Origin of the sequence: Erwinia sorbitola (assembly GCF_009738185.1) — a bacterium.
Lineage (GTDB): Bacteria > Pseudomonadota > Gammaproteobacteria > Enterobacterales > Enterobacteriaceae > Erwinia > Erwinia sorbitola.
The window spans coordinates 3,513,054-3,539,241 of record NZ_CP046509.1 but is presented as its reverse complement, the minus strand read 5'-3'; the positions used below and the strand labels follow the sequence as shown (position 1 = coordinate 3,539,241).

The following is a 26,188-nucleotide window of genomic DNA, read 5'->3' as shown; positions in this document are numbered from 1 at the left end:
AGCATTTTGTCTGCGTAATACTTAGATACATTTTTATCCTGCCAGCAATCATCATTATGCGTTATTTTATTGTTACGTTATAACATATCTACAGTGGCTTTATGAACACTACTCATCAGTTTTTAAGGCGCGGTACGCTTTTATCCTGGCCCGCATGGTTACGTATGGCTCTTATGGCTCAGTTAGTCGCCGTGCTGGTGCTGCTTACATGGTGGGCAGCTGTCTGATGATCGTACTTAATCAACTTGTTGTTGGCTATCAGTATCGTGCGGTTACCCCCGCGCTTGGCGGCGAATTTATGCGTGGCAGTATGACCGCACTGGTTGGGGCCAACGGCTGTGGTAAGTCAACGCTGCTGAAAACTATTTGCGGAATGTTGCCCGCAGTTAGTGGCTCATTAAGCTTTACTGCTCCGCGTCCCTCCATTGCGTGGTTGCCGCAGCATTCTGAAATTGAGAAAAACTTCCCGCTTACCGTGTTTGATCTGGTGGCGATGGGGTTCTGGCGGCGCTGTGGCTGGCTGCGGGGGATCTCCCGCGGGCAGCGTCAGCAGGCAATGCAGGCGCTGGAGCGGGTAGATATGTTGTCCTGTGCCGATGCTGCGCCGGGTACGCTGTCCGGAGGTCAGCTGCAACGTGTGCTGTTTGCCCGGCTGCTGGTACAGGATGCGGAACTGTTACTACTGGACGAGCCTTTCACCGGCGTTGACAGTCATACCGTAGCGCTGCTGCTGGAGCTGCTGGCAGAGCGCCATCGTGCGGGGTGCACACTGATCGTTGTTTTACATGATATGGCGACAGTGGCGCAGCACTTCCCGCAGGTATTACGCCTGAAAGAGCAGCATAGCGAGTGGTCGTGCAGCGATTGCGGTGTGACCGGGCTGAGTTTCGGACGTAATGAAGGTGCCAGCGCATGATGCTGATACAACCATTTATCGAATTTGGTTTTATGCGCCGTGCTCTGGTTGCCTGCGTGGCGTTATCACTCAGCGCAACTCCATTGGGCGTTTTTCTGTTACTACGCCGCATGAGCCTGGTGGGAGATGCTTTATCCCACGCCGTTCTGCCTGGCGCCGCAATTGGTTACCTTATTTCCGGCCTTTCGCTGGTGGCGATGGGCGTTGGGGGGGCAATTGCCGGGCTGACAGTGGCGCTGCTCTCCGGAGCTGTAAGCCGCTATACCCCATTGCGTGAAGATGCCAGTTTTGCTGGTTTCTATCTTGGCTCGCTGGCGCTGGGTGTCACGCTGGTGTCATTGCGGGGTTCCAGCGTGGATCTGCTACACGTACTGTTTGGTTCGCTGCTGGCTGTGGATGTCCCCTCAATAGTTCTGGTCAGTACCATCAGCGGTGTTTCACTGCTGATTTTTTCTCTGATCTACCGTCCGCTGGTGATTGATGCCTTCGACCCGACTTTTTTACGCGCTCAGAACCGCTGGGCATCACCGCTGGTGCACGGCATTTTTCTGGTGCTGGTGGTGGTGAATCTGGTGGCTGGGTTTCAGGTACTCGGCACGCTAATGAGCGTGGGACTGATGATGCTGCCTGCGGCCAGTGCACGTTTCTGGAGCCGGCATCTCTCCGGCACGCTGGCCGCGGCGATGATACTGGCTACCACCGCCAGCTTTAGTGGCCTTTACGCCTCATTTTATCTCTCATTACCCGCCGGGCCGGCCGTAGTACTCAGTGCGGCTATTCTGTTTTTTATTTCTATTTTAATCGGGCCTTGTGGTGGCATTTTTTCGGCACGTAAAGCATGGTCTATGGCAAAGGAGTAAGTATGAAGAAGTTACCTGTAGTGCTGGCGCTATCAGCGTTAATGGCTGCCCCGCTGGCGATGGCAAAAACAGTGGAAGCGGTAGCCAGTTTTACCGTGCTGGCGGACATTGTGAAAAATGTTGGTGGTGAACATGTCAGTGTTAAAAGCCTGGTTGGCCCAAACGGAGACCCCCACAGCTTTGAACCAACGCCAAAAGATAGCCAGGCACTGGCTCATGCTGATCTGGTTTTCGTCAGTGGTCTGGGAATGGAAGGGTGGATGGATCGTCTGATTACCGCATCCGGCTATAAAGGCCAGACGGTGATAGCATCCAGCGGTATTAATACCCGTAAGATGGAAGAGGATGGCCAGACGATTACCGATCCGCATGCATGGAACAGTATGCAGAATGGCGTGACCTATGCCACCAATGTGATGAATGCGCTGATTGCTGCCGATCCGCAAGATGCCGAATATTTCCGCCAGCGTGGCGGTGACTATATCGAACAGTTAAAACAGCTTGATAGCTGGGCACAAAAATCTTTTAGTGCTATCCCGCAGGACAAACGAAAAGTACTGACCAGCCATGATGCCTTTGGTTATTTCGGCCAGCGTTATGGAGTGAAATTCCTGTCGCCGGTTGGATTTTCCACTGAGTCAGAGGCCAGTGCCTCTGACGTTGCCGCTTTGATAACCCAATTGAAGAGTGAAAAAATACACGTTTATTTTATTGAAAATCAGACTGATCCGCGTCTGGTCAAGCAGATTGCCACCTCCGGCGGTGCAACTTCCGGCGGGGAACTCTACCCTGAGGCATTGAGCGCCAGGGGCGGATCCGCAGACAGCTATATCGCAGCTTTCAAACATAACGTTAATACAATGATTAACAGTATGAAGTGAGAAGACTCCAGCCCCCCTCCGCAGGGGGCTGGAGAATCAGAAGGTTCGATGGAAGTTAACCAGAGGCAAGACAGGTACTGCTGCGTTAGTCGCGATATTGATAACGCCGATCTGCAAGCCCTCCAGATGTTGAGTGGCGTTGACCACGCCGAACTGGAATGAAGTGGTATCTGCATAGTTGAAAGCACCAATATCTGTGCCGCTTTCACCGGTAGAAACGTTAACTGCACCAAGATTGAGGCCGTTAACATTATGTGAGACGTTAATTGCGCCAATATTGGCGCCGTCAACATCCTGAGCTACGTTCAGACCGCCTAAATTCAGGCCGGTAACGTTATTGGTGACATTCACAGCGCCGAGGTTCATCCCCGTTACATCATGGGACATACTGGCTACACCAATGTTCGCACCCACAATATCACCCGAGTAGTTAAATGGAGCGAGGTTGGCTCCTGTGACATTGCCGGAAACATTGACGATACCCAGGTTCAGACCGTTGATATTACCTTCGCTCCAGTTACCCAGGGCCCCAACGTTAACACCGTTAACGTTACCAGAGTGGTTAAGCACGCTGAAGTTGACCCCATTAGTATCCTGCTGTGTCCAGTTGAAGGGGGCAATGTTGACCCCATTCACCTGTCCGGTTGTGTAGTTTGCAATGGCACCAAAGTTAAAGCCGTTAACATCTCCGGACTGAGTGGCTACGCCCAGGTTTACCCCGTTAACAGTTTTTGCAGCACTATATATACCCAGGTTTGCACCATAAAGATTGCCCACGCTGTTGGCGATACCGAGGTTGAGTCCATTGTCATAACCTCCGTGCCAGTTGAACAATCCAATGGCGGCACCGTTCATGCCGTTATGAATGTTGGAACCCGCGAGTAGACCAAGCTGGAAACCATTGAGCTGATCCATTTCACTGTAACCAAGAATCGGCAGGTCGAATCCGTTTACCGTCCCGGTTGTGCTGTCAAACAGGCTGGCATGAAAGCCGTCGACTTCAGTATCTTCTGGAAAATTGTTGAAAGATGAGAGCTGGACAGGCGTCGCCTGACCTACGACTGAGTACATCGCGCATGAGAGTAATAGAGTCAAAGTTGTGCGTTTCATTTGCATATCCCTATTAAACAATGAGGCGTAACACTAATGATTTTTGGGAGTGGCTTCTTGTCACGATAGCCACTGTCATCGTCTGCTTATGATAAATATCAGAGTCGACGATAAGTCCTAACCTAATGATTGAAGGGTTCTTTTTTTGATGAAAAATGCCTGACAGCCAGGGGGAGACGGGCTGCTGGCCACGGCGGCAGGGCTAACTAAGTAGAAATGAAGGGGATTTATTAATGCTTGTTGAAAGGTGTTTTGTTACATGAAAATAAAAACGCATAAAAAGGGGATAGCACAGGCTATCCCCTCCGGATACAACAACAAGCTCATTCGTATAATCAGTGTTTTTTTCCGCCCCGCCCCTGTACCGCTTTAAAGCGCGGATTGCTCTTACAAATAACAAATACCCGGCCATGACGGCGAACAACTTTGCAATCCTTGTGACGTTTTTTGGCAGAAGCCAGTGAACTCAAAACTTGCATGATGGCTCCTTACTTTTTCATTACGCCAAGAAAACCGCCAAAACGCTGACTGAAACGTGCAGCGCTCCCTTCTTTAGCAAACTCTTTCTGTTTACCGGTGTAATAAACATGTGAGGCAGAAGAGACGTCCAGCAGGACATACGGCATCACTTTACCTTCGTGTTCAATTGTTCTGTCAGTTTTGATGGTGGAGCCCACCACAAAGTAAGCATCAGCCGTGGTGTCATGGAATACCACCTGGCGGTAAGCAGGATGAATACCCTGTTTCATTATCTACCTCTATGTAATGTTATACTATAACAATAGTATGCTCCGCTGATTTTCAAATTGCAACCGCAAAAGGGAAGGGCCAAAACAAAAAAAGAGGCCACCCGAAGGTGGCCTCTTATTCATATCAACTTAATGTTGATTAGTGATGCTGTGAATCAACAGGGTGGCTGTGTTCCAGTTCATCTTTGTTCTTGCTGAAGCGGCGACGAACCACCACGAAGAACATAGGAACGAAGAAGATAGCCAGCACAGTTGCGGTTACCATACCGCCCATAACGCCCGTACCTACGGCGTTCTGAGCACCGGAACCTGCACCGCTACTGATTGCCAGCGGCAGAACACCGAGGATAAATGCCAGGGAGGTCATCAGAATTGGACGTAAACGCATACGCACCGCCTCCAGTGTAGCCTCAATCAGCCCTTTACCTTCTTTCTCCATCAAGTCTTTAGCAAACTCAACTATCAGGATGGCGTTCTTCGCTGACAACCCTACGGTTGTTAGCAGCCCCACAACAAAGTAAACGTCGTTGCTCAACCCACGCAGCGTCGTAAACAGCAGTGCACCGACAACACCCAACGGTACAACCAGCATGACCGAGAATGGAATCGACCAGCTTTCATACAGTGCTGCCAGACACAGGAACACGACGATCAGCGAGATAGCATACAGAGCAGGAGCCTGGTTACCAGATAAGCGTTCCTGGTAAGACATACCTGTCCAGTCGTAACCGATACCGGTTGGCAGTTTCGACGCCAGATCCTGCATCAGGTTCATTGCTTCACCGGAGCTTTTACCCGGTGCAGGCTGACCTAACAGCTCCATAGACGGCAGGCCGTTATAACGCTCCAGACGAGGTGAACCATACACCCAGTTGGCCGAGGCGAAGGAGTTGAATGACACCATCTCGCCGCTGGAGGAGCGTACATACCAGTTACCGATATCGCCAGGCAGCATACGATAAGGGGCTTCACCCATCACGTAAACTTTCTTCACGCGGCCACGGTCAATGAAGTCATTAACGTAGGAGCCACCCCAGGCAGCTGCCAGCGTGGTGTTGATATCAGACAACGATACCCCCAGCGCCTGTGCTTTTTCCTGGTCAATAGTCAGTTTGTACTGTGGTGTATCTTCCAGACCGTTAGGACGAACACCAACCAGTACATCCGGGTGTTGAGCAATCATACCCAGCAGCTGGTTACGTGCTGCGGTCAGTTTCTCATGGCCGAGGCCGCCCTGATCGATAAGCTGGAAGTCGAAGCCGGTCGCCTGGCCCAGTTCAACAATTGCTGGCAGGTTGAATGGGATGACCATCGCATCTTTGATAGATGAGAACGCACCCATTGCCCGCCCGGCAATAGCCGGAACTTTGTTTTCGGCACCAGAGCGTTCGCCCCATGGTTTAAGACTGACGAAAGCCAGACCGGTGTTCTGACCACGACCTGCAAAGCCAAAGCCGTTAACGGTAAAGACGGAGTTAACTGTGGCTTTTTCTTTATTCAGGTAGTAATCCGTTACTTCATCCAGCACTTTCTGAGTACGTTCCTGGGTGGCACCAGCTGGAAGTTGAGCCATCGTCAGGAACACACCCTGATCCTCTTCCGGAAGGAAGGAGGTAGGCAGACGCAGGAACAGGAACGCCATGCCGATAACAATCAGCAGATAAAGCACCATGTAACGGCCTGTGCTGCGCACAATGTGCCCAACACTGTCGGTGTAATGATTGGTGCTTTTATCAAACAGGCGGTTAAACCAGCCGAAGAAACCGGTAGTTTTCCCGTGATCGCCTTTAGCAACAGGTTTCAACATGGTGGCACAAAGTGCCGGAGTCAGTACCAGTGCAACGACCACCGACAGCACCATCGCAGAAACGATGGTAATCGAGAACTGACGGTAGATTACGCCGGTTGATCCGCCGAAGAATGCCATCGGGATGAATACCGCTGACAGCACCATGGCAATACCCACCAGAGCACCCTGGATCTGCTCCATCGACTTACGGGTAGCTTCCTTCGGCGGCAGGCCCTCTTCGGCCATAACACGCTCGACGTTCTCTACCACTACGATGGCATCATCCACCAGCAGGCCGATGGCCAGTACCATCCCGAACATTGTTAGCGTGTTTATCGAATACCCGAAGGCGCTGATAATGGCAAACGTACCCAGCAGTACTACCGGCACGGCGATCGTTGGGATCAGCGTGGCGCGGAAGTTTTGCAGGAACAGATACATTACCAGGAACACCAGCACGATAGCTTCAATCAGCGTTTTCACTACTTCGTTAATAGAGATCTTAACGAATGGCGTGGTGTCATAGGGATAAACCACTTTCATCCCGGCAGGGAAGAAAGGCTTCAGCTTTTCAAGTTCTGCTTTAACGGCTGCGGCGGTATCCAGTGCGTTAGCGCCGGTTGCCAGTTTAATGCCCAGACCCGATGCCGGTTGCCCATTAAAGCGCGCAATAACCTCGTAGTTTTCACCACCCAGCTCGATATGTGCCACGTCGCTCAGGCGGACACGTGAACCATCGGTGTTAACCTTCAGCAAAATTTTGCCGAACTCTTCAGCCGAAGTCAGGCGCGTCTGCGCAATAATTGAGGCGTTAAGCTGCTGACCCTTAACAGGTGGTGAACCGCCTAGCTGGCCTGCCGCCACCTGGGCGTTCTGCGTATTGATCGCACTGATGACATCAACTGGCGTCAGTGAGTAGTTGTTGAGCTTGTGGGGATCCATCCAGATACGCATGGCGTACTGCGCACCGAACAGCTGGGTGTCACCGACGCCAGACACTCGACTGATAGGGTCTTTAATATTTGACCCGACATAGTCGGAGAGGTCGTTCTGCGTCATGGTGCCGTTGTCGTTAATGAAACCGGCCACCATCAGGAAGCTACTGGAGGATTTCTGAACCTTAATCCCCTGTTGCTGTACTTCCTGTGGTAACAGCGGCATCGCCAGTTGCAGTTTGTTCTGCACCTGCACCTGGGCGATATCGGCATCTGTACCTGACTCAAATGTCAGCGTCAGCTGCAGCGTCCCGGAGGAGTCGCTGCTCGAACCCATATACATCAGGCCATCGATGCCGTTCATATTTTGTTCGATAACCTGCGTGACGGAGTCCTGCAGCGTTTTCGCATCAGCACCAGGGTAGGTTGCTGTGATCTCAATTGCCGTTGGAGCAACGTTAGGATATTGCTCGATCGGCAGTTTAAGAATCGACAGCACACCCGCCAACATAATGATGATGGAGATTACCCAGGCAAAGATGGGGCGATCGATAAAAAACTTAGCCATGTCTCAGCGGCTCCTGTTAAGACTTCGGTTGTTCAGACTTTGCCTGAGACTCAGTCCCTGCTTTGGCGCTGTCATCACTGACTTCCTGAGGTGTTACCGTGATACCAGGTTTCACGCGTTGCAGGCCAGTCACAATTACACGATCGCCATCTTTCAGACCCGCAGACACCAGCCACTTGTCCCCAAATGCCTGATCGGCTGTAAGGGTACGTACTTCGACCTTGTTATCCGCACCCACCACCATGGCAGTCGCCTGGCCGGTTGGTGTACGGGTCACACCCTGCTGAGGCACTAACAGCGCATTCGGGTTGGTACCTTCATCCAGACGGGCACGCACGAACATGCCTGGCAGCAGGCTGTGATCCGGGTTAGGGAACACGGCACGCAGTGTGATGGAACCGGTAGTTTCATCCACAGTAACATCAGAGAATTCCAATGTTCCGCTCTGTGCATATTCGCTACCGTTTTGTGTCAGTAGTTTTACTTCAGCCTTACCGTTGGTCTGCTGTAACTTGCCAGAATTCAGTTCGTCGCGAAGACGCATGAAGTCTTCACTGGACTGAGTGACATCAACATAGATAGGGTCAAGCTGTTGTACCGTTGCCAGCGCAGTGGTTTGCGCATTGGCGACTAACGCGCCTTCGGTAACCGACGATTTACCAATGCGACCGCTGATAGGCGAGGTCACGCGGGTATATGCGAGGTTAATGCGTGCTGTTTCAACCGTGGCCTGTGCAGCCTGAACGGCAGCGGCAGTCTGGCTTTGCGTTGCCATTGCCGTGTCGTAATCCTGCTGGCTGATGTACTTGGTGCCCAGCAGTGGTTTATAGCGTTTAACCGTTAATGCGGCGATCTGTGCGTTGGCTTGTGCCTGTGCCAGATCCCCTTTAGCGCTGTTATAAGCGGCTTGATAAGTGGCTGGATCAATTTGATATAAAGACTCACCAGCCTTGATATCGCTACCCTCTACAAAGTTACGTTTCAGAATAATGCCTGATACCTGTGGGCGAACTTCTGCAATACGGAACGATGAGGTACGACCTGGCAGGTCGGTAGTAATTTTAAGCGGGGCGCTTTTCAACGTCTTGATACCCACTTCAGGTGCTTGCTGCTGTCCGGCCTGCTGCGATTCTTTGTTATCACATCCCGTTAGCACTAAGCTGCCTGAGAGCATCAGGACGGCCGCCAGAGGCGTTAACCCTCTGTTTTTGTTCATAAATAAACCTCGAGTGTCCGATATCGATTGTTCAATGGATCACAAACCCATAAACCCATTGCTGCGTTTAAATTATGGTCGTGCTATGGTACATACATTCGAAAATGTATGTAAGTCTAACCCTTTGTAAATAACACCCTCATGGCACGAAATACCAAACAACAAGCGCAGGAAACTCGCAATCAGATCATCGATGCCGCTATCGAACGTTTCTCTGAATATGGCGTTTCTAAAACGTCACTGGCTGATATCGCCTCAAGTGCTGGCGTGACGCGGGGTGCAATCTACTGGCATTTCAAAAATAAAACTGATTTGCTCAATGAAATCTGGGCGCAGTCCGAATCCGTAATGGCGGACCTGGAGCTTGAGTATCAATCAAAATATCCTTCTGATCCACTTTCTGTGATGCGCGGTATGTTGCTCTATGTCCTTGACGCAACAGCCAGTGACCCAAGAAGACGTGCGCTTATGGAAATTATTTACCACAAGTGTGAATTTGTTGGTGAGATGGCCACTCTGCAACTGATGCAGCAAAACCTCTATCTGGAGTGTTATGAGAAGATAGAAGAGGTATTAGCTCAATGCATTGATGCAAAACAACTCCCCGAAAATCTCGATACCCGGCGTGCCGCTGTTGTGATGCGCGGCTATATTACCGGCATTATTGAGAACTGGTTATTTATGCCAAACAGCTTTGATCTGGCGCGCGATGCTCCGCAACTGGTAGAGACGCTTATTGATATGCTGTTACTCTGCCCGACGCTGCGTAACTCCGCTTAATATTCGGTCAAGATCGTGTTGCGACTTTTTGTTCAAAATCTCGCAGCACTATTGCCAGTGCAGCCACTACGGTTTCTGGCGCAATATGATTCTCTTCCAATAACATAATCAAATCAACAGCAAGTTTGACTTCTTCTGGCGCGGTTTCCAGCGACATATTCTTTCCTTTTTAGTTAACCAGCGCGACAGGCGGTCAGATGCGTAAAATTTTGACGACGACTGTCATCAACAGTGCACCCGCCAGCGCTATTAACATGGCGCGAGGGTCAATGGTGGCCAGTGTGCCGTAATTGATATAGGTGCTGATATAGCCGCCGATTAGCGCTCCCACCGCAGCGAGTACCAGCGCAGGAACCAGCCCGCCTGGCCGACCGGGGAAGAAATAACGGGCAATAAAGCCCACCAGCAGGCCGATAATCAGCCAGGAGATCAGGCCCATCGTTTCACTCCACGTCGAGGGAAATATGAAAATTATAGCCTCTCATCTGGAAGGGGCCGGATGCCAGATTAACCGCCACGTTCACGATTTTCAATGCCGCGTTCTATTCGCTTTAGCGCCTGTAAGCACCGTTGCAGCCGTCCTTCGAGTGCAGCCAGTTCGCGCTGCAACTGTTGCTGCTGTGCCAGGGTTTCCTGAGTCGCCAGCAGGCTTTCACGGTCGCTGATCATCGCACGTAAGCGGCGCTCGAAACCTTGATGTTCCGCCAGCTTCTCATACAGATTTTCTTTCACCGGGGCCGCGCGAGATTCGTTGCTGCGCATTGTCTGTGTCGCCAGTTCACGTTGCAGAGCGCTCATCTGCATAACAACGCGCTCGGCCATCCATGCCACGCTTTCAGTGCGATTATCTTTCACGCTCTGTTTCAACTGTTCGAGCGTCTGACGAATTTCCAGTAAATAATCCCCCAGGCGCGTGGTGTGGCAGTGAAATAATTTGATATCGAAGCGCGCCTGTCCGGTGCGCTTGTTGGCATGAGGCTCCACGGTGCGCGCAAGCTGTTCAAATTGCATATCTAGTTGTTGCAGTAAGCCTGCGCTTTTCATCTTGTTCTCCGTGGTGTTAATGCTCTGTATGATACTCTGATTCTGAGACATTTTTTCGGGTGTGCCATGCAGCGTTACATTCTTATTTTTTTCGGCTGGGTTGCAGTGGTACTGGCTACGCTGGGCGTGGTGCTGCCGCTGCTGCCGACGACTCCGTTTTTGCTGCTGGCTGCCTGGTGCTTTGCCCGCTCTTCACCTCGTTTTCACCACTGGCTGCTGCACCGGTCGGTATTTGGCCGCTATCTGCGTCACTGGCAGCAATACCGGGCAATGCCTCCCGGCGCAAAAAGTAGAGCAATTCTGTTTATTTTGCTGACTTTTGCTTTTTCGCTGTGGATGGTGAAAATTCTTTGGGTGAGACTGCTGCTGCTGACGATCCTCTGCTGTCTGCTGATCTTTATGAGCCGTTTACCTGTGGTTGATGAGAAGCAAGAAAAGTCGTGATTTTACTAAACGCTGTTGCAATTGTCCGGCGCTTTGCATAAATTTGATCGTTTTCGTGCGCGGCTTCCCCTTAATGTCAGAATTTCACCCGGCAATCTTGCCGCAGAGTGGGATGAAGCTGCGCGAGTCAGATTTGTATACACCAGGCATAACATTATGACCGCGACTGCGCAGCAGCTTGAATTGATTAAAAACAGTATCAAAAGCATCCCGGATTACCCAAAACCGGGCATTCTCTTTCGCGATGTAACCAGTCTGCTGGAAGATCCGAAAGCGTTTGCACTGAGCATTGAACTGTTGGTTGAACGCTATCGTGACGCTGGCATCACCAAAGTAGTAGGCACCGAAGCGCGTGGATTCCTGTTCGGCGCACCTGTGGCTCTCGGGCTTGGCGTTGGTTTTGTTCCGGTACGTAAGCCGGGGAAACTCCCACGTAAAACCTTTGCTGAAACCTATGAGCTGGAGTACGGCACCGACACGCTGGAGCTGCACTGTGATGCAATTCAGCCAGGCGATATTGTGCTGGTTATTGATGACCTGCTGGCAACCGGCGGTACTATTGAAGCTACCGTTAAGCTGATTCGCCGTGCTGGTGGCAGCGTTAAAGACGCCGCATTTATCATTAACCTGTTTGATCTGACGGGCGAGTCTCGTCTGAAAGCGCAGGGCGTTGAAAGCTACAGTCTGGTGAACTTCTCCGGTCACTAAGACTTTGAGGGGCAGGCAGCCTGCCCCTTGTAATCGTTTCATCACCTCTTCTTATCCTCTTCTCTTACCCATTCAAAAATGCCCTTATCGCCTCTTCGGCACAAAAAGCAGTAACTCACATATTTTGCTGGATAAACTTAATCGAAAAACGCAGAAGCACTGTATGTTGCGATAGCGATTAAGGACGATCGGAATGAAGAAACTAACCACTATATTGACTGTACTCACCGCTGTAGCCAGTGCTGGAGAGGCGGTTGCGGGCGAAAATAGCGTACCTTCAGAGTATCAGTATCAGACCGCAGGCATTACCGGTCAGCACACCTTCACTCTTGGCTATGCCCAGAGCCATATTAAACATTTCAAAAATATAAAAGGTATCAACCTTAAGTATCACTATGAGATTCCGGAGTTGCCGCTGAGTGCTGTGGTATCTCTGACATGGATGAACGGGCGTGGCAGCCAGTCCCATGATTTTGGTGACTCTTCCGTGGATAAAAATCACCGTGTGCGCTACTACTCCCTGATGGTGGGGCCTGCATATCGCGTTGCAAGCTGGGCCAGTATGTATGTGCTGATGGGGGCGGGGGTGGAAAGTAGTTACAACAAGAACAATTATCATAACGCATCCGGCGACCACTCAGCGCGTTATAAAATATTCGATGCTCGTTTTGCCTGGGGAGCAGGCATGCAGTTCAACGTAACGAATAATGTGATTCTGGATGTGGGTTACCAGGGGGGACATGTACTTAAAACGTCCAGCAATGGTTTTAATGTGGGCGTGGGCTATCAGTTTTGAGCCTGCAATCACTGAAACTACGGTAGTATTTATTAGCGCGGCATCATTGAAAAACAAGCCGGTTGCCAGGGTAAAATAAAGCGTGCAACAGCATGGCGAGAGGTGGGCCATCTGTTATAGTACCTTCCTTTAATCCGCTTAACGGCCGTAAATACGGTTGATTCGGCTGATATCCGTCAACAGGCTAAACTGCGGTTTCTCACTGTTAAGGTTAGTAATTCAGTAACAAAACAATGATGAAGTCTTAATGAGCTATCAGGTACTGGCGCGCAAGTGGCGTCCACAAGCGTTTACAGATGTTGTTGGTCAGCAACACGTACTCACCGCGTTGGCTAATGGTTTGTCCCTTGGCCGCATCCATCATGCTTATCTCTTTTCCGGCACCCGTGGCGTCGGGAAAACAACCATTGCCCGTTTACTGGCAAAAGGTCTTAACTGTGAAACTGGCATCACTGCCACCCCTTGCGGGCAGTGCGATAATTGCCGGGAGATCGAACAGGGCCGTTTTGTCGATCTGATTGAGATTGACGCTGCATCTCGTACTAAAGTTGAAGATACCCGCGATCTGCTGGATAACGTGCAGTACGCACCGGCGCGCGGTCGCTTCAAAGTTTATCTGATCGATGAAGTCCATATGCTCTCGCGCCACAGCTTTAACGCGCTGTTGAAAACGCTGGAAGAGCCGCCGGAACACGTAAAATTCCTGCTTGCCACCACCGATCCGCAGAAACTACCGGTCACCATTTTGTCGCGCTGCCTGCAATTCCATCTGAAAGCCCTGGATCAGGAACAGATCCGTGGTCAGCTGGAGCATGTGCTGCACGCCGAACAGATCAGTGCGGAAACCCGAGCTTTGCAACTGCTGGCGCGCGCTGCTGACGGCAGTATGCGTGATGCACTCAGTCTTGCCGATCAGGCGATTGCGATGGGGCAGGGGCAGGTCACTACCGCCACCGTCAATGACATGCTCGGTACGCTTGACGATGAACAGCCGCTGGCGCTGATTGAAGCGCTGGTTCAGGCTGATGGCGCCCAGGTTATGGCGCTGCTAAACCAGGCGGCTTCACGCGGAGTTGAGTGGGAAGCACTGCTGGTGGAAATGCTCACGCTATTACATCGTGTAGCAATGATTCAGCTGCTGCCTTCTGCGCTGGGTGAAGATATGGCGGCCATCGAGCAGCGGCTGCGAGAGCTGGCGCGGGTATTACCGCCTGCCGATGTTCAGCTCTATTACCAGACGCTGTTAGTGGGGCGTAAAGAGCTGTCTTTAGCGCCAGATCGCCGTATGGGTGTTGAAATGACGCTGCTGCGCGCACTGGCATTTCATCCTAAAGCGGTGATTGCCGACCCGGTTGCGCGCCCGACCATGACCTTGCAGCCATCTGCCGATCAGGCTCCAGGGCAAAGTGCTGTGGCGGGGAGTGTGCCACAGCCATCATCACCGCCGGCGCAGGAATCACCGCCTCCTCATGGATTATCCGACTCCACCAGCCAGCTCCTTCAGGCGCGAACCCAGCTGTTGCGCCATCAGGGGGCGAGTAAGCCAAAAAAGACTGAGCCGGCAGCGCAGGGTGCGCGGCCGGCGAGTTCGGCACTGGAGCGCCTTGCTGCGGTTACCGAACGCGGGCAGCAACGCTTGCAGCAGGCAGCGGCAGAAGCCGTTCCTGTAAAAGAAGAGGCATACCGCTGGAAGGCGCAAAACCCTACGGAAGTGAAGGCTGAACCGGTTGCGACGCCAAAAGCATTACGTACGGCGCTGGAGCATGAGAAAAACCCAGAGCTGATGGTGAAGCTGGTGGCGGAATCACTGGAGCGTGATCCCTGGGCCGCTGAAATTGCGGCGCTGACGATGCCAAAACTGGTGCAGCAGCTGGCGCTGAACGCGTGGAAGGAGCAGACCGATAACGGCATCTGCCTGCATCTGCGCACTACTCAGCGCCATCTGAATTCTCCCTCGGCGCAAAAAGCCTTAAGTGATGCCTTGAATGCCGCTGCCGGACACCCCATTGAATTAACTGTGGTGGAAGATGATAATCCTGCGGTGCTGACGCCGCTGGAATGGCGGCAAAAAATCTATGAAGAGAAACTGGCGCAGGCGCGTCAGTCGATTATCACGGATACTCATATTCAGACGTTGCGTCGGTTTTTCGATGCCGACGTTGACGAAGAGAGTATCCGACCTGTTTAACCCGCCGCATCGCAGTAACGTTGATGCGGCCTGATCTGAAGAGAGAGAACTTATGTTTGGTAAAGCCGGATTGGGCAACCTGATGAAGCAGGCCCAGCAAATGCAGGACAAAATGGCCCAGGTGCAGGAAGAGATTGCTGCGATGGAAGTAACCGGTGAATCCGGCGCTGGCCTGGTAAAAGTGACTATCAACGGTGCGCATAACTGCCGTCGTGTGGAAGTCGACCCGAGCCTGCTGGAAGATGACAAAGACATGCTGGAAGATCTGGTTGCTGCCGCTTTCAATGATGCGGCACGTCGTGTTGCTGAAACTCAGAAAGAGAAAATGGCTGCCGTATCAAGTGGTATGCAGCTGCCACCTGGCTTCAAGATGCCATTCTGATGCAAACCAGCCCGCTCCTTGAAGCATTAATGGAGTCGCTGCGTTGCCTGCCAGGCGTTGGGCCGAAATCGGCGCAGCGCATGGCATTCCAGCTGTTACAGCGTGACCGCAGCGGCGGTATGCGCCTTGCGCAGGCGCTGACGCGGGCGATGTCGGAAATCGGTCACTGTTCCGATTGCCGCACATTCACCGAGCAGGAAATCTGTACCATCTGCGCCAATCCACGGCGTCAGCAGAATGGGCTGATCTGCGTGGTGGAAAGCCCGGCAGATATCCACGCCATCGAACAGACCGGTCAGTTTGCCGGTCGTTACTTTGTGCTGATGGGGCATCTGTCACCGCTGGATGGCATCGGGCCGAATGATATCGGCCTCGATCGCCTTGAGCAGCGGCTGGAAAAAGAGACGATTGTAGAAGTTATCCTTGCCACCAATCCAACGGTGGAAGGGGAGGCGACTGCCAACTACATTGCCAGCCTGTGTGAACAGTATGGCGTGGAGGCCAGCCGCATAGCCCATGGTGTTCCTGTGGGCGGTGAGCTGGAGATGGTTGACGGCACCACGCTGTCGCATTCGCTGGCCGGGCGTCAAAAGTTTAAATTCTGAACAATCAACGGCACGAGTCCTTCGTGCCGTCTTGAAATATTCAAGGTTACCCCCATTTAATACCTCAACGTTCATCATCTGTTTTTAGTTGAGGTAGCAATGACCATGAAAGGACAAGAGACACGTGGCTTCCAGTCAGAGGTAAAACAGCTTCTGCATCTGATGATCCACTCACTCTATTCAAATAAAGAAATCTTCCTGCGTGAGTTAATCTCTAACGCTTCAGATGCTGCTGATAAGCTGCGCTTCCGTGCGTTATCCACTCCGGATCTCTATGAGGGTGATGGCGAACTGCGGGTACGGGTTTCTATCGACAAAGACAATCGCACCCTGACGTTGAGTGATAACGGCATCGGTATGCGTCGTGAAGAAGTCATTGAAAACCTGGGTACAATCGCGAAATCCGGCACCAAATCATTCCTCGAGTCGCTGGGATCTGACCAGGCAAAAGACAGCCAGCTGATTGGTCAATTTGGCGTTGGCTTCTACTCGGCGTTTATCGTCGCTGATAAAGTTTCCGTGCGTACCCGTGCCGCAGGCGCTGCTGCGTCAGAAGGCGTGTTCTGGGAGTCAGCCGGTGAAGGTGAATACACCATCGCCGATATCGAAAAAGCGGATCGCGGAACCGAAATTACCCTGCATCTGCGTGAAGGTGAAGATGAGTTCCTTGATGCCTGGCGTGTGCGCAGCATCATCAGCAAGTACTCCGACCATATAGCGCTGCCGGTTGAAATCGAAACCCATAACGAAGAAGACAACACAACATCGTGGGAAAAGATCAACAAGGCACAGGCGCTGTGGACGCGTAACAAATCTGAGATTAGTGAGTACGAGTATAAAGAGTTCTACAAACACGTCGCCCATGATTTCGCTGACCCACTGACATGGAGCCACAACCGCGTAGAGGGTAAGCAGGAGTACACCAGCCTGCTCTATATTCCGGCTCAGGCACCGTGGGATATGTGGAACCGTGATCATAAGCACGGCTTGAAATTGTATGTGCAGCGCGTGTTTATCATGGATGACGCAGAGCAGTTTATGCCGAACTACCTGCGCTTTGTAAAAGGGCTGATCGATTCTAACGATCTGCCGCTGAACGTCTCACGTGAAATTTTACAGGACAGCCGTATTACCCAGAGCCTGCGCGGTGCGCTGACTAAGCGTTCTCTGCAAATGCTGGAAAAAGTAGCAAAAGACGACGAGGCTAAATATCAGTCATTCTGGCAGCAGTTTGGTCTGGTGCTGAAAGAGGGCCCGGCAGAAGACAGCAGCAATGCCCAAACCATCGCTAAACTGCTGAGATTCGCCAGCACCAGCAGCGAAGGCCCGGCGCAGACCGTATCGCTGGAAGACTATGTCAGCCGCATGGTGGAAGGGCAGGAGAAGATTTATTACATCACTGCTGATAGCTATGCCGCGGCGAAAAGCAGCCCGCATCTTGAGCTGTTCCGTAAGAAAGGTATCGAGGTTCTGCTGCTCTCCGATCGTATCGATGAGTGGATGATGAGCTATCTGACTGAGTTCGATGGTAAAACCTTCCAGTCAGTGAGCAAAGCGGATGATTCGCTGAGTAAGCTGGCAGATGAAGAGACCGAAGAGCAGAAAGAAGCTGAGAAGGCGCTGGAGCCATTCGTTGAGCGTGTGAAAACACTGCTGGGCGATCGCGTCAAAGAAGTGCGTCTGACGCACCGTCTGACCGATACTCCGGCCATTGTAACCACCGAAGCTAACGAAATGACTACCCAGATGGCGAAGCTGTTTGCCGCTGCGGGTCAGGAAGTGCCTGAGGTGAAATACCTGTTTGAGCTTAACCCTGAACATGCACTGGTTAAACGCGCCGCCGATACTCAGGATGAAGCTCGCTTCGCCGAGTGGGTCGAGCTGCTGTTGGATCAGGCGCTGCTGGCAGAGAAAGGATCGCTGGAAGATCCGAACCAGTTTATTCGCCGTATGAATCAGCTGCTGTTGGGTTAACTGATAAGGGCGAGGCGTGCCTCGCCCCTACGTAAGATTACGCTCCGGGTTGTTATTGATGACGGGCGAGGCGTGCCTCGCCCCTATGTAAGATTACGCTCCGGGTTGTTATTGACGACGGGCGAGGCGTACCTCGCCCCTGCGTAAGATTACGCTCCGGGTTGTTATTGACGACGGGAGGCGTGCCTCGCCCCTGCGTAAGATTACGCTACGGGTTGTTATTGACGACGGGCGAGGCGTACCTCGCCCCTGCGTAAGATTACGCTCCGGGTTGTTATTGACGACGGGCGAGGCGTACCTCGCCCCTGCGTAAGATTACGCTCCGGGTTGTTATTGACGACGGGCGAGGCGTGCCTCGCCCGCGCCTGGATAGAGTTACGATCCTTCGTAGGGGTCAGGCATGCCTGACCCTGTTTTTTCCCGTAAGCACCAGCGTAACGGGTTATTTAACATATATTCCCGCACATTATTCAGCTCACGCTGGTTGCGAATCACTCTATCCCAATATCCTCGCTGCCATACTTTCAACCCTGGATTCAAACGTCGAATCTTATTTGCCACTGCCGATTTATAACTGCCAACCACCGTTCCAACAGAATACTTATACCGCTCTGGCAGCACTAAAATGCAGTGCAGATGGTCGGGCATAATAATACAGCTGTCGATCTGGCAACCTGGATAATGGTCGGGTAATGCGTAAAGGTATTGTCGGGCGATGATGCCATATTGGCTGAGATAACGTTGGTTATTTAAACAGCGCCCGAAAATAGCGTTTTTCTGCTGACAGCACAGTGTCAGATAGTAATATCCCGGCTGGTGGTAATCATAATGTGATAAGCGTAAAGATTTCCTTTGTGTCATGACATCCTCCTGTTGCTCAGGATATCAGCACAGGCCTGGTCGGAAGTTTCCGGGGGCCAGAATGTCGAGACTGCTCGTAATTATACTCTCTACGCAGGGGCAGGCATGCCCCGTCTATCCCACCGTCGATGCCTCTTCTAATAACCACCTGCGAAATAGCTCAATCTCCGTTTCCTCTTTGCGTGACGCTTTCACCATCATCCATGTGGCGCGATCCACTTCGGCAAACCCCAGCGGTGCAATTAACGAACCGTCGCGGATCTCTTTTTTTACTAAAATCTGCGGCGTCATAATAATGCCCATTCCGTTACGTGCGGCCTGAATCGCCAGGGTCAGATTGTCGAAATGACGGCCCGCCCAAAAATCACCGCGCGCGCCGGTTTTTTTTGCCCATTCCGCCCATGCATGCAGCTTGGTATCGGCATGCAGCAGCGGCAGGGTGGAGAAATCTGTCTGGTAGGTAAAACGATTGCTGAACTCCGGAGCACACACCGGGCCAATATAGTCGACGGTGATCAGCGTGGCGGCGATATCTTCCTGCAACGGTTGCTCATGGCTGACAATCAATACATCGGTATGTTCGCTGCGTACCCGCTCTATATCTACATGGGTCTGAAAGGTGAGGGCGATATTGCCATGCCGTTCGGAGAAGCGACTGATGCGTGGGATCAGCCACTGTGCCAGGAAACTGGGGGCGCAGGAGACGGTAAGACTGTGCAGATTACGTGCCCGGATTTTTTCGCAGGTTACTTCTATCTCGCGGAAGGTCTGTATACAACATACTTTCAGCCGCTCTCCGTCTGCGGTTAATTGCACCCGGCCATTCACCCGCAGAAATAACGGTTTCCCCAGCCACTCCTCTAACTGCTTGATTTGATGGCTTACGGCGCTGTGCGTCACATTCAACGACTGGGCCGCCAGGCTAAAGCTTTGATGCAGCGCCGCCTGATGAAAGTAGCGCAGAGCGCGCAGTGAAGGAAGGCCAGACATAATCATACCCTGTTAGAAAAACTAACAATCAGTGTCTGTTTATATCATTTTCAAGTCCAGCACAATTTCCCTACTCTGGCTTCCGGGTCGGGGTGCTGTCCTGTCAGCCATCAGCAAACACCCCTTTCTGGTTTCTCTTGTTACACAGCCGTATTTTCCCCTTGTCAGCCCACGATTACATTCATCATCTATGCGAAGGAAAGGAAAATGACAAATCAGCATTCAGTAAAAACCCAACTCGTCATGTTTACCGGCGGTCGTGATAGCACCCTGGCAGCGTGTTATCTGATGTTACAGGGTATCCCTGTACACCTCTGGTCAGGAAACAGCGGATGTTCACTACATCGTGGCATTTTGTCACACCGTGTTGATGAATTAAAAAGCCGGTTTGGTGACCTGGTTGTTGCCCATACCATTGCCGATATCAGCGGTGCGTTCCGTTCAATTGCCATTGAACATCTTGAGGACGACATCCTGAAATATCGCAAAAATCTGGTGCTGCTGGGGGAGAAACTGGCAATTCATGCTCATCTGGTGGATTTCTGCCATCGCAACGATATCAATACCATCAACGATGGCATTACACATTATCAGATGGAGTTCCCGGAACAGCGTCAGGTGGCGAAAACCTTCCTGATGGAAATGATGGCCAGGTACGACATCAATTATCAGTCACCGATTTATGAGTTTGCCCAGTCGGCAGATGACGTTAAATACCGTCTGCTACAGCTGGGTATTTCGACCAAGTCTCTGGAAGGCATCAGCATCTTTGCCGACAGTTTCTCAACGCCGAGTGATGATGTGATCCTCGCCTATCTGCATGACAAGGCACCGCTGGCACACAACATCGTCCGCTTCCTGTCAGGAGAAACCCTGATGACTCCAGTGCTGAAAACCAGCGCCGCTGCCTGAATCTGAATGACAACGGTGGCGTATCCCACGGGGTGCGCCACCCGGAGCCCAAGATGAAAATAATCGTTAAATGCGCGGCCATTATTATTAATCAGCGATCGCTGTTACTGACCCGCAAACGCGGCACCGATATTTTTATTTCCCCAGGCGGTAAACCACTGGCAGGAGAAGATCACCTGAGCTGTCTGAAGCGCGAACTTCAGGAAGAACTGGGTGTGCAGATTAAAAGTTTCCGGCCATTTGGTCTGTTCCACGGCCGGGCCGAATTTGAAGCGATGGGCATTGAAAACCATGTCTACCACGTTGAAATAGTTGGCCAGCCGCGTGCGGGAAACGAAATCGAAGAAATTGCGTGGGTGAACTATCGCAGACCACCTTGTGAAATTGCGGTTGGGTCGATCTTCCGCGATAACGTAATGCCGCTGCTTTTCCAGCAGGAGTTAATAAACTAATGGACGCATCCTCACTTTCACCACAGCTACAGCAGATCCACGGCGATCGGTTTTATAAGCGAGCTTCTATGCTGAAAGACGAACTCCGCGAAGAACTTACCCGAGTCTATCAATTACAGGACTACGATCTGTTTTTTGTTCAGTCGGTGCGCGTCGGGCTGGTTATTCTGTCTCACCTGTTTCATAAACAGGAGACCACGCTCTGCCTGGCGAAACACGCGCACTATCAGCCGATCACTGAGCTGTTCAGTCCGCCGTCCTCACACTTTACCGGGCCAGGCAGCGTACCCATTATTACTCACGTCAATCCTTACACTGGCGAAGTGAACAGCCTGAAAGACAGCAAAGGTAAAGGTGTCGTAGATGCCTCGCACAGCTTTGCCACTAACCGGCATGGGGAGCTGACTGCTGAAAGTTCTATTTTTGTTGCTCCGCTGCACAAGCATGCGTCGTTAACTGTCGGACTGGCAATTATCGCTCTGCGCCCGGAGGACTTCAGTACGCTGATGCGCAGTGAATTACGCCTGTTTGAAGAGTCCACCTCTTCGGCAAAACCACTGGAAGAAGCATTGATCAATGTTCGCAGCAAGCACTGGCAGCCGTATAACGTGGCGCAAGTCAGGCCCCTACAGCTTAAGGATGTAGCGGGTATGGACTTTACATCGATCAGCGCCCCGGATTTACCTTTTAGCTGTTTCACTGTGCCCGCCCTCAGTGAGTGTTTGCAGCAGCAGGTAAAAGCGGCTGGTGCCAGCTATTTCCCCCATGCCAACACTCTGCGTTTGTCGTGCTGGGTACGCGGGGATGGCAGTGAACCCGTCGATATGACGGAGCAGGTTGAACGGAATCTGTGCGCTCTGTGGGAGTCGAAATGAAAAACACCTTTGCTATCAATGGCAATATGATTGGCATACTGGGCGGCGTTATTCTCAGCACGGATTCTGTGTTTATCCGCATGATGGGGATTGAGAATTCGTGGCTGATTGTTGCGCTGCGCGGCATCTGTATGTGGGGAGTTTGCCTGCTGATGTGGATTTTCTGGCGTCAGAGCCGCTCTACGCTCGGTACACCCTGGCTGAACAAAGACAATGTGCTGTCAGCGCTGTTTTTCTGTATCGCCTCCGCCTGTTTCGTCAATGCACTGAACCGGGGTAACGTGGCGACGGTGCTGGTAATCATCTCCTCCACGCCGTTTATCTCCGCGCTGATTACCCGACTGTTCTTTAAAACTGCCATCGATCGCAGTGTGATGCTGGCCTCGCTGGCAGGGATTGTTGGTGTGGTAATTGTCATGGCGGGACGCGGGCTGGGCCATAGCGGTATTGCAAATATTTATGCGTTGGCTACGGCTGTCTCGATGGCGCTGGCGTTTATCTTTACTTCACGCGTCAGCGGAGGCACGGCCGGATTACCGTCACTTGGCGCGGTGCTGGCATCGGTGTTAATCATACTGTGGCCAGATTCGAATATGGCAGATAGTCTGAAAGTGGTGTCGGCGGCGCAATATGGTTGGGTAATCGCCGAAGGTGCACTGATTATGCCGCTGGCAATGGGCTTAATCACCTTATCTACACGTTTTGTTTCTCCGGCAAATGCCGGGCTGTTTTTACTGCTGGAAACGGCGCTCGCTCCACTTTGGATGTATCTTTTTATGGACGAAGTACCAACAATTCATGCAGTTATTGGTGGTGCAGTGATTATTATTGCGGTCATTTCGCAGTCGATTTATGCCCGGCGCCAGGTGTCGTTACAACGCTACGCGGATGCAGGATAACCGCGCCCTTCCTTGTGGACAGCGGGCCAAAATGGTATGTTCTTGCCCTCAGATAAAGTGATCAATTAAGCGATTCGCAAGGGGATTTACGCAATGCGTATTATTCTGCTCGGAGCTCCGGGTGCAGGTAAAGGGACTCAGGCTCAGTTCATTATGGAGAAATACGGTATTCCGCAAATCTCCACGGGTGACATGTTACGCGCTGCTGTTAAAGCAGGTTCGGAGCTGGGTCAGAAAGCCAAACAGATTATGGATGATGGTAAACTGGTCACCGATGAACTGGTGATTGCGCTGGTTAAAGAGCGTATCGCTCAGGAAGACTGCCGCAACGGTTTCCTGCTCGATGGCTTCCCACGCACCATTCCTCAGGCTGACGCCATGAAGGAAGCGGGCATCAAAGTTGATAACGTGCTGGAGTTCGCGGTACCTGACGAGCTGATCGTTGATCGTATCGTGGGTCGCCGGGTTCATGCGCCATCTGGCCGCGTTTACCACGTCACCTACAATCCACCAAAAGTGGAAGGTAAAGATGATGTGACCGGTGAAGATCTGACTATCCGTAAAGATGATCAGGAAGCTACCGTACGTAAACGTCTGGTGGAATATCACGAGATGACCGCTCCGCTGATTGCTTACTACAGCAAAGAAGCTGCTGCGGGTAACACTGCGTACCACAAAATTGACGGCACCCGTAAAGTGGCAGAAGTCAGCGCAGAGCTGGCTAAAATCCTCGGTTAGTGCAGAGCATTGTCATTGGGTCAGCAGATACCCTGGCCCAATGACAGCAATTGGTTTATCCCCCGCTTTTTTCCGCTAGAATAAGTCTCGTTTAATCCCCGACGATGCCGTAAAAAGGAATAACAATGAGGCAAGACAAGCCCGGCGTGTTACTGGTTAACTTAGGTACGCCAGATGCTCCTACCACACCTGCCGTAAAACGTTATCTGAAACAGTTTCTTAGCGATAAACGCGTGGTTGATACCCCGCGCTGGCTATGGTGGCCGATTCTGAATATCGGTATTCTTCCGCTTCGTTCTCCACGTGTGGCAAAACTGTATGCCTCCGTATGGATGGATGGCGGCTCCCCGCTGATGGTATTCAGTCAGCGTCAGCGTGCGGCGCTGGCGGCGCGGCTGGATATACCGGTGGAGCTGGGGATGAGCTACGGTAATCCGAGCTTAAAAAGTGCTATCGATAGCCTGATGCAGCAGGGTGTTAATCGCTTGATCGTACTGCCGCTCTATCCGCAGTTTTCATGCTCGACTGTGGCGGCGGTATGGGATGGTATTACCGAGGTGTTTGCCGGTTACCGCAGCCTGCCGTCGGTGAACTTTATCCGTGATTACGCTGAACACCCGGCTTATATTGCTGCACTTAAAGCGTCAGTTGAGCGCTCGTTTGCACAGCATGGTAAGCCCGATCTGCTGGTAACCTCCTTCCACGGCATCCCGCAGCGTTTCGCCGATGAGGGCGATGATTATCCGCAGCGCTGCTATGACACCTTCAACGCTTTGACTGCCTCGCTGGGCCTCGGCAGCAGCGAAGCCATGCTGACCTTCCAGTCGCGTTTTGGCCGTGAGCCGTGGCTGACGCCGTACACCGATGAAACTATGCAGGCTTTGCCCGCCAAGGGTGTGAAGCACGTGCAGATTATGAGCCCGGGTTTCTCGGCTGACTGCCTGGAGACGCTGGAAGAGATTAACGAGCAGAACCGCGAATTCTTCCTGCATGCAGGCGGAACACGCTTCGAGTACATTCCGGCGCTGAATGATGATGAAGAACATATCACCATGATGCTGGAGCTGGTAAACCAGTACCGTTAATACAGTGTGCCCTGAGGCCCACTGTCATCGTCACAGAGCGCAATTGTGCTATGATTGCGCTCTGATCCCCTGTCCGTAGCCTGCAATTATGAAATTCCCCGGTAAACGTAAATCCAAACACTATTTCCCCGTTAGCGCGCGCGATCCATTATTACAACCTGTTCAGCCGGAAAATGATGCGGCTAACAGCTGGATTGTCGGTATCGATCAGATCCTCGTCGATATTGAAGCAAAAGTGGACGATGACTTTGTGGCACGTTATGGCCTGAGTCTCGGACATTCGCTGGTGATTGAGGATGATGTCGCCGAAGCGCTTTACGCTGAACTGGTTGATAACAACCTGATTACCCATCAATTTGCTGGTGGCACTATCGGGAATACGCTGCACAACTATTCAGTGCTGGCTGATGACCGTTCGGTATTACTGGGTGTGATGTGTAATAACGTGCAGATTGGCGGCTACGCCTACCGTTACCTGTGTAACACCTCAAGCCGGACTGACCTGAACTATTTGCAGGGTGTTGATGGGGCGATTGGTCGCTGTTTCACGCTGATTGGCGATAACGGCGAACGTACTTTCGCTATCAGTCCCGGGATGATGAATCAGCTGCACCCGCAGAGTATTCCTGAAGAGGTGATTGCCGGAGCATCGGCGCTGGTACTGACCTCTTATCTGGTGCGCTGTAAGCCGGGTGAACCTATGCCTGAGGCAACCATGCAGGCGATTCGCTGGGCGAAGAAACACAATGTGCCCGTTGTACTGACGCTGGGCACCAAGTATGTCATTGCTGATAATCCACAGTTCTGGCGTGATTTCCTGCGTGAGCATGTCTCCGTGGTGGCGATGAATGAAGATGAAGCGTTTGAGCTGACTGGTGAGCGCGACCCGTTACAGGCGGCAAATGTTGCTCTCGACTGGGTAGATCTGGTGCTGTGTACCGCCGGACCAAACGGCCTGTATATGGCGGCCTTTACCGAGGAGTCCGGCAAGCGTACCACGCAGCATCCGCTTCTGCCGGGAGCGATCCCTGAGTTTAATCAGTATGAATTCAGCCGTGCGATGCGTCATCAGGACTGCATCGATCCGCTGCGTATCTTTTCCCATATCGCGCCGTATATGGGCGGGCCAGAAAAGATCATGAATACCAACGGGGCAGGGGATGGCGCGCTGGCGGCGCTACTGCACGATATTACTGCCAATAATTTTCACCGTTCGAATGTGCCGAATTCCAGTAAGCACGGGCGCAATTATCTGACTTACTCCTCGCTGGCGCAGGTATGTAAGTACGCGAACCGCGTAAGTTATCAGGTGCTGAATCAGCACTCGCCGCGTTTGACGCGCGGGCTGCCGGAGCGGGAAGATAGTCTTGAGGAGTCTTACTGGGAGCGGTAAGCTTAAAACCTGAAGAGCGAGGCAGTCCTCGCTCTTCA

28 protein-coding genes and 1 other annotated feature are annotated in these 26,188 nt (G+C 52.0%); of the genes, 18 read left to right on the top strand and 10 right to left on the bottom strand.

All coding sequences use genetic code 11. From position 1 onward, the window contains the following. Positions 1-226 precede the first annotated feature (226 nt). Genes GN242_RS16055 through GN242_RS16045 form a run of 3 tightly spaced genes read left to right on the top strand, consistent with a single transcriptional unit; the run spans position 227 to position 2,657 of the window. Positions 227-916 (top strand): metal ABC transporter ATP-binding protein, encoded by a 690-nt coding sequence (locus tag GN242_RS16055; protein WP_156287827.1) that lies wholly within the window; start codon positions 227-229, stop codon positions 914-916. After that, complete coding sequence (locus tag GN242_RS16050) at positions 913-1,776, top strand: metal ABC transporter permease (RefSeq protein ID WP_154752356.1); 864 nt, start codon at positions 913-915, stop codon at positions 1,774-1,776. The genes GN242_RS16055 and GN242_RS16050 overlap by 4 nt, the downstream gene beginning before the upstream one ends. A 2-nt stretch (positions 1,777-1,778) precedes the next feature. After that, a complete protein-coding gene (locus GN242_RS16045) occupies positions 1,779-2,657 on the top strand; it encodes a metal ABC transporter substrate-binding protein (protein ID WP_156287826.1) in 879 nt (292 codons plus the stop codon). A 36-nt stretch (positions 2,658-2,693) separates the two neighbouring features. Here GN242_RS16045 and GN242_RS16040 read toward each other — a convergent pair whose 3' ends face one another. The 5 genes from GN242_RS16040 to GN242_RS16020 form a co-directional block, all read right to left on the bottom strand. Further along, positions 2,694-3,767: a hypothetical protein gene (locus GN242_RS16040; protein ID WP_154752354.1), complete on the bottom strand. Its 1,074-nt coding sequence runs from the start codon at positions 3,765-3,767 to the stop codon at positions 2,694-2,696. 335 nt (positions 3,768-4,102) lie between these two features. Continuing rightward, positions 4,103-4,246, bottom strand: a complete 144-nt coding sequence (gene ykgO / locus GN242_RS16035; protein ID WP_154752353.1) for a type B 50S ribosomal protein L36 — start codon at positions 4,244-4,246, stop codon at positions 4,103-4,105. A gap of 9 nt (positions 4,247-4,255) precedes the next feature. Further along, entirely contained in the window at positions 4,256-4,516 is a 261-nt protein-coding gene (locus tag GN242_RS16030; protein ID WP_154752352.1) for a type B 50S ribosomal protein L31, read from the bottom strand. A 139-nt stretch (positions 4,517-4,655) separates the two neighbouring features. Then, the gene (acrB, locus tag GN242_RS16025) at positions 4,656-7,808 is read right to left on the bottom strand and encodes a multidrug efflux RND transporter permease subunit AcrB (protein WP_154752351.1); all 3,153 of its coding nucleotides are present in this window, start codon (positions 7,806-7,808) and stop codon (positions 4,656-4,658) included. A 16-nt stretch (positions 7,809-7,824) separates the two neighbouring features. After that, complete coding sequence (locus GN242_RS16020; protein ID WP_154752350.1) at positions 7,825-9,024, bottom strand: efflux RND transporter periplasmic adaptor subunit; 1,200 nt, start codon at positions 9,022-9,024, stop codon at positions 7,825-7,827. Between the two features lie 141 nt (positions 9,025-9,165). Here GN242_RS16020 and acrR point away from each other — a divergent pair, with 141 nt between their 5' ends. Next, positions 9,166-9,804, top strand: a complete 639-nt coding sequence (gene acrR, locus GN242_RS16015; protein ID WP_154752349.1) for a multidrug efflux transporter transcriptional repressor AcrR — start codon at positions 9,166-9,168, stop codon at positions 9,802-9,804. A 7-nt stretch (positions 9,805-9,811) separates the two neighbouring features. Here acrR and rsmS read toward each other — a convergent pair whose 3' ends face one another. The 3 genes from rsmS to priC form a co-directional block, all read right to left on the bottom strand. Then, positions 9,812-9,961 carry a pleiotropic regulatory protein RsmS gene (gene rsmS / locus GN242_RS16010; RefSeq protein WP_154752348.1) on the bottom strand — a complete coding sequence of 50 codons (150 nt, stop codon included), beginning with the start codon at positions 9,959-9,961 and terminating at the stop codon, positions 9,812-9,814. Positions 9,962-9,997: 36 nt separating this feature from the next. Then, a complete protein-coding gene (locus GN242_RS16005; RefSeq protein ID WP_154752347.1) occupies positions 9,998-10,243 on the bottom strand; it encodes a GlsB/YeaQ/YmgE family stress response membrane protein in 246 nt (81 codons plus the stop codon). A 68-nt stretch (positions 10,244-10,311) separates the two neighbouring features. After that, positions 10,312-10,848, bottom strand: a complete 537-nt coding sequence (priC, locus tag GN242_RS16000; protein WP_154752346.1) for a primosomal replication protein PriC — start codon at positions 10,846-10,848, stop codon at positions 10,312-10,314. Between the two features lie 66 nt (positions 10,849-10,914). Between priC and GN242_RS15995 the strand changes: the two genes are divergently transcribed. The 7 genes from GN242_RS15995 to htpG all read left to right on the top strand — a co-directional run bounded on the left by GN242_RS15995 (position 10,915) and on the right by htpG (position 17,945). Beyond that, positions 10,915-11,292: a DUF454 family protein gene (locus GN242_RS15995; RefSeq protein WP_154752345.1), complete on the top strand. Its 378-nt coding sequence runs from the start codon at positions 10,915-10,917 to the stop codon at positions 11,290-11,292. Positions 11,293-11,448: 156 nt separating this feature from the next. Further along, the gene (gene apt / locus GN242_RS15990; RefSeq protein ID WP_154752344.1) at positions 11,449-12,000 is read left to right on the top strand and encodes an adenine phosphoribosyltransferase; all 552 of its coding nucleotides are present in this window, start codon (positions 11,449-11,451) and stop codon (positions 11,998-12,000) included. Positions 12,001-12,193: 193 nt separating this feature from the next. After that, a complete protein-coding gene (locus GN242_RS15985) occupies positions 12,194-12,796 on the top strand; it encodes an Ail/Lom family outer membrane beta-barrel protein (protein ID WP_154752343.1) in 603 nt (200 codons plus the stop codon). Between the two features lie 247 nt (positions 12,797-13,043). Then, complete coding sequence (gene dnaX / locus GN242_RS15980; RefSeq protein WP_156287825.1) at positions 13,044-14,984, top strand: DNA polymerase III subunit gamma/tau; 1,941 nt, start codon at positions 13,044-13,046, stop codon at positions 14,982-14,984. After that, positions 14,323-14,384: a sequence feature (DnaX frameshifting element), on the top strand. Its footprint overlaps the gene before it by 62 nt. A gap of 52 nt (positions 14,985-15,036) precedes the next feature. Then, the gene (locus GN242_RS15975; protein WP_017799391.1) at positions 15,037-15,366 is read left to right on the top strand and encodes a YbaB/EbfC family nucleoid-associated protein; all 330 of its coding nucleotides are present in this window, start codon (positions 15,037-15,039) and stop codon (positions 15,364-15,366) included. Further along, a complete protein-coding gene (gene recR / locus GN242_RS15970) occupies positions 15,366-15,971 on the top strand; it encodes a recombination mediator RecR (RefSeq protein ID WP_154752341.1) in 606 nt (201 codons plus the stop codon). The genes GN242_RS15975 and recR overlap by 1 nt, the downstream gene beginning before the upstream one ends. A gap of 105 nt (positions 15,972-16,076) precedes the next feature. Then, the gene (gene htpG, locus GN242_RS15965) at positions 16,077-17,945 is read left to right on the top strand and encodes a molecular chaperone HtpG (RefSeq protein ID WP_197094801.1); all 1,869 of its coding nucleotides are present in this window, start codon (positions 16,077-16,079) and stop codon (positions 17,943-17,945) included. 375 nt (positions 17,946-18,320) lie between these two features. Here the strand turns inward: htpG and GN242_RS15960 are convergent, their stop codons facing one another. Next, on the bottom strand, positions 18,321-18,806 hold the full coding sequence (locus GN242_RS15960) for a transposase (RefSeq protein ID WP_154752339.1): 486 nt from the start codon (positions 18,804-18,806) through the stop codon (positions 18,321-18,323). A 114-nt stretch (positions 18,807-18,920) separates the two neighbouring features. Next, positions 18,921-19,796: a LysR substrate-binding domain-containing protein gene (locus GN242_RS15955; RefSeq protein WP_154752338.1), complete on the bottom strand. Its 876-nt coding sequence runs from the start codon at positions 19,794-19,796 to the stop codon at positions 18,921-18,923. Between the two features lie 207 nt (positions 19,797-20,003). Here GN242_RS15955 and GN242_RS15950 point away from each other — a divergent pair, with 207 nt between their 5' ends. The 7 genes from GN242_RS15950 (at position 20,004) to GN242_RS15920 (ending at position 26,150) form a co-directional block, all read left to right on the top strand. After that, the gene (locus GN242_RS15950) at positions 20,004-20,708 is read left to right on the top strand and encodes a hypothetical protein (RefSeq protein WP_154752337.1); all 705 of its coding nucleotides are present in this window, start codon (positions 20,004-20,006) and stop codon (positions 20,706-20,708) included. 53 nt (positions 20,709-20,761) lie between these two features. Beyond that, positions 20,762-21,160: an NUDIX hydrolase gene (locus tag GN242_RS15945; RefSeq protein WP_154752336.1), complete on the top strand. Its 399-nt coding sequence runs from the start codon at positions 20,762-20,764 to the stop codon at positions 21,158-21,160. Beyond that, complete coding sequence (locus GN242_RS15940; protein ID WP_154752335.1) at positions 21,160-22,035, top strand: DUF6024 family protein; 876 nt, start codon at positions 21,160-21,162, stop codon at positions 22,033-22,035. The genes GN242_RS15945 and GN242_RS15940 overlap by 1 nt, the downstream gene beginning before the upstream one ends. Continuing rightward, positions 22,032-22,934: a DMT family transporter gene (locus GN242_RS15935; protein WP_156287823.1), complete on the top strand. Its 903-nt coding sequence runs from the start codon at positions 22,032-22,034 to the stop codon at positions 22,932-22,934. Before GN242_RS15940 ends, GN242_RS15935 begins: the two co-directional genes overlap by 4 nt. Positions 22,935-23,027: 93 nt before the next feature. Beyond that, positions 23,028-23,672 (top strand): adenylate kinase, encoded by a 645-nt coding sequence (gene adk, locus GN242_RS15930; RefSeq protein WP_154752333.1) that lies wholly within the window; start codon positions 23,028-23,030, stop codon positions 23,670-23,672. 125 nt (positions 23,673-23,797) lie between these two features. Continuing rightward, on the top strand, positions 23,798-24,757 hold the full coding sequence (gene hemH / locus GN242_RS15925) for a ferrochelatase (RefSeq protein ID WP_156287822.1): 960 nt from the start codon (positions 23,798-23,800) through the stop codon (positions 24,755-24,757). An 88-nt stretch (positions 24,758-24,845) separates the two neighbouring features. After that, positions 24,846-26,150 carry an inosine/guanosine kinase gene (locus GN242_RS15920; RefSeq protein ID WP_156287821.1) on the top strand — a complete coding sequence of 435 codons (1,305 nt, stop codon included), beginning with the start codon at positions 24,846-24,848 and terminating at the stop codon, positions 26,148-26,150. Positions 26,151-26,188: the final 38 nt, after the last annotated feature.

Excerpts from the sequence above, each read along its gene's own strand:
- GN242_RS16055 (WP_156287827.1), top strand. The coding sequence starts at position 227 with ATGATCGTACTTAATCAACTTGTTGTTGGCTATCAGTATCGTGCGGTT.
- GN242_RS16050 (WP_154752356.1), top strand. The coding sequence starts at position 913 with ATGATGCTGATACAACCATTTATCGAATTTGGTTTTATGCGCCGTGCT.
- GN242_RS16045 (WP_156287826.1), top strand. The coding sequence starts at position 1,779 with ATGAAGAAGTTACCTGTAGTGCTGGCGCTATCAGCGTTAATGGCTGCC.
- GN242_RS16040 (WP_154752354.1), bottom strand. The coding sequence starts at position 3,767 with ATGAAACGCACAACTTTGACTCTATTACTCTCATGCGCGATGTACTCA.
- ykgO (WP_154752353.1), bottom strand. The coding sequence starts at position 4,246 with ATGCAAGTTTTGAGTTCACTGGCTTCTGCCAAAAAACGTCACAAGGAT.
- GN242_RS16030 (WP_154752352.1), bottom strand. The coding sequence starts at position 4,516 with ATGAAACAGGGTATTCATCCTGCTTACCGCCAGGTGGTATTCCATGAC.
- acrB (WP_154752351.1), bottom strand. The coding sequence starts at position 7,808 with ATGGCTAAGTTTTTTATCGATCGCCCCATCTTTGCCTGGGTAATCTCC.
- GN242_RS16020 (WP_154752350.1), bottom strand. The coding sequence starts at position 9,024 with ATGAACAAAAACAGAGGGTTAACGCCTCTGGCGGCCGTCCTGATGCTC.
- acrR (WP_154752349.1), top strand. The coding sequence starts at position 9,166 with ATGGCACGAAATACCAAACAACAAGCGCAGGAAACTCGCAATCAGATC.
- rsmS (WP_154752348.1), bottom strand. The coding sequence starts at position 9,961 with ATGTCGCTGGAAACCGCGCCAGAAGAAGTCAAACTTGCTGTTGATTTG.
- GN242_RS16005 (WP_154752347.1), bottom strand. The coding sequence starts at position 10,243 with ATGGGCCTGATCTCCTGGCTGATTATCGGCCTGCTGGTGGGCTTTATT.
- priC (WP_154752346.1), bottom strand. The coding sequence starts at position 10,848 with ATGAAAAGCGCAGGCTTACTGCAACAACTAGATATGCAATTTGAACAG.
- GN242_RS15995 (WP_154752345.1), top strand. The coding sequence starts at position 10,915 with ATGCAGCGTTACATTCTTATTTTTTTCGGCTGGGTTGCAGTGGTACTG.
- apt (WP_154752344.1), top strand. The coding sequence starts at position 11,449 with ATGACCGCGACTGCGCAGCAGCTTGAATTGATTAAAAACAGTATCAAA.
- GN242_RS15985 (WP_154752343.1), top strand. The coding sequence starts at position 12,194 with ATGAAGAAACTAACCACTATATTGACTGTACTCACCGCTGTAGCCAGT.
- dnaX (WP_156287825.1), top strand. The coding sequence starts at position 13,044 with ATGAGCTATCAGGTACTGGCGCGCAAGTGGCGTCCACAAGCGTTTACA.
- GN242_RS15975 (WP_017799391.1), top strand. The coding sequence starts at position 15,037 with ATGTTTGGTAAAGCCGGATTGGGCAACCTGATGAAGCAGGCCCAGCAA.
- recR (WP_154752341.1), top strand. The coding sequence starts at position 15,366 with ATGCAAACCAGCCCGCTCCTTGAAGCATTAATGGAGTCGCTGCGTTGC.
- htpG (WP_197094801.1), top strand. The coding sequence starts at position 16,077 with ATGAAAGGACAAGAGACACGTGGCTTCCAGTCAGAGGTAAAACAGCTT.
- GN242_RS15960 (WP_154752339.1), bottom strand. The coding sequence starts at position 18,806 with ATGACACAAAGGAAATCTTTACGCTTATCACATTATGATTACCACCAG.
- GN242_RS15955 (WP_154752338.1), bottom strand. The coding sequence starts at position 19,796 with ATGTCTGGCCTTCCTTCACTGCGCGCTCTGCGCTACTTTCATCAGGCG.
- GN242_RS15950 (WP_154752337.1), top strand. The coding sequence starts at position 20,004 with ATGACAAATCAGCATTCAGTAAAAACCCAACTCGTCATGTTTACCGGC.
- GN242_RS15945 (WP_154752336.1), top strand. The coding sequence starts at position 20,762 with ATGAAAATAATCGTTAAATGCGCGGCCATTATTATTAATCAGCGATCG.
- GN242_RS15940 (WP_154752335.1), top strand. The coding sequence starts at position 21,160 with ATGGACGCATCCTCACTTTCACCACAGCTACAGCAGATCCACGGCGAT.
- GN242_RS15935 (WP_156287823.1), top strand. The coding sequence starts at position 22,032 with ATGAAAAACACCTTTGCTATCAATGGCAATATGATTGGCATACTGGGC.
- adk (WP_154752333.1), top strand. The coding sequence starts at position 23,028 with ATGCGTATTATTCTGCTCGGAGCTCCGGGTGCAGGTAAAGGGACTCAG.
- hemH (WP_156287822.1), top strand. The coding sequence starts at position 23,798 with ATGAGGCAAGACAAGCCCGGCGTGTTACTGGTTAACTTAGGTACGCCA.
- GN242_RS15920 (WP_156287821.1), top strand. The coding sequence starts at position 24,846 with ATGAAATTCCCCGGTAAACGTAAATCCAAACACTATTTCCCCGTTAGC.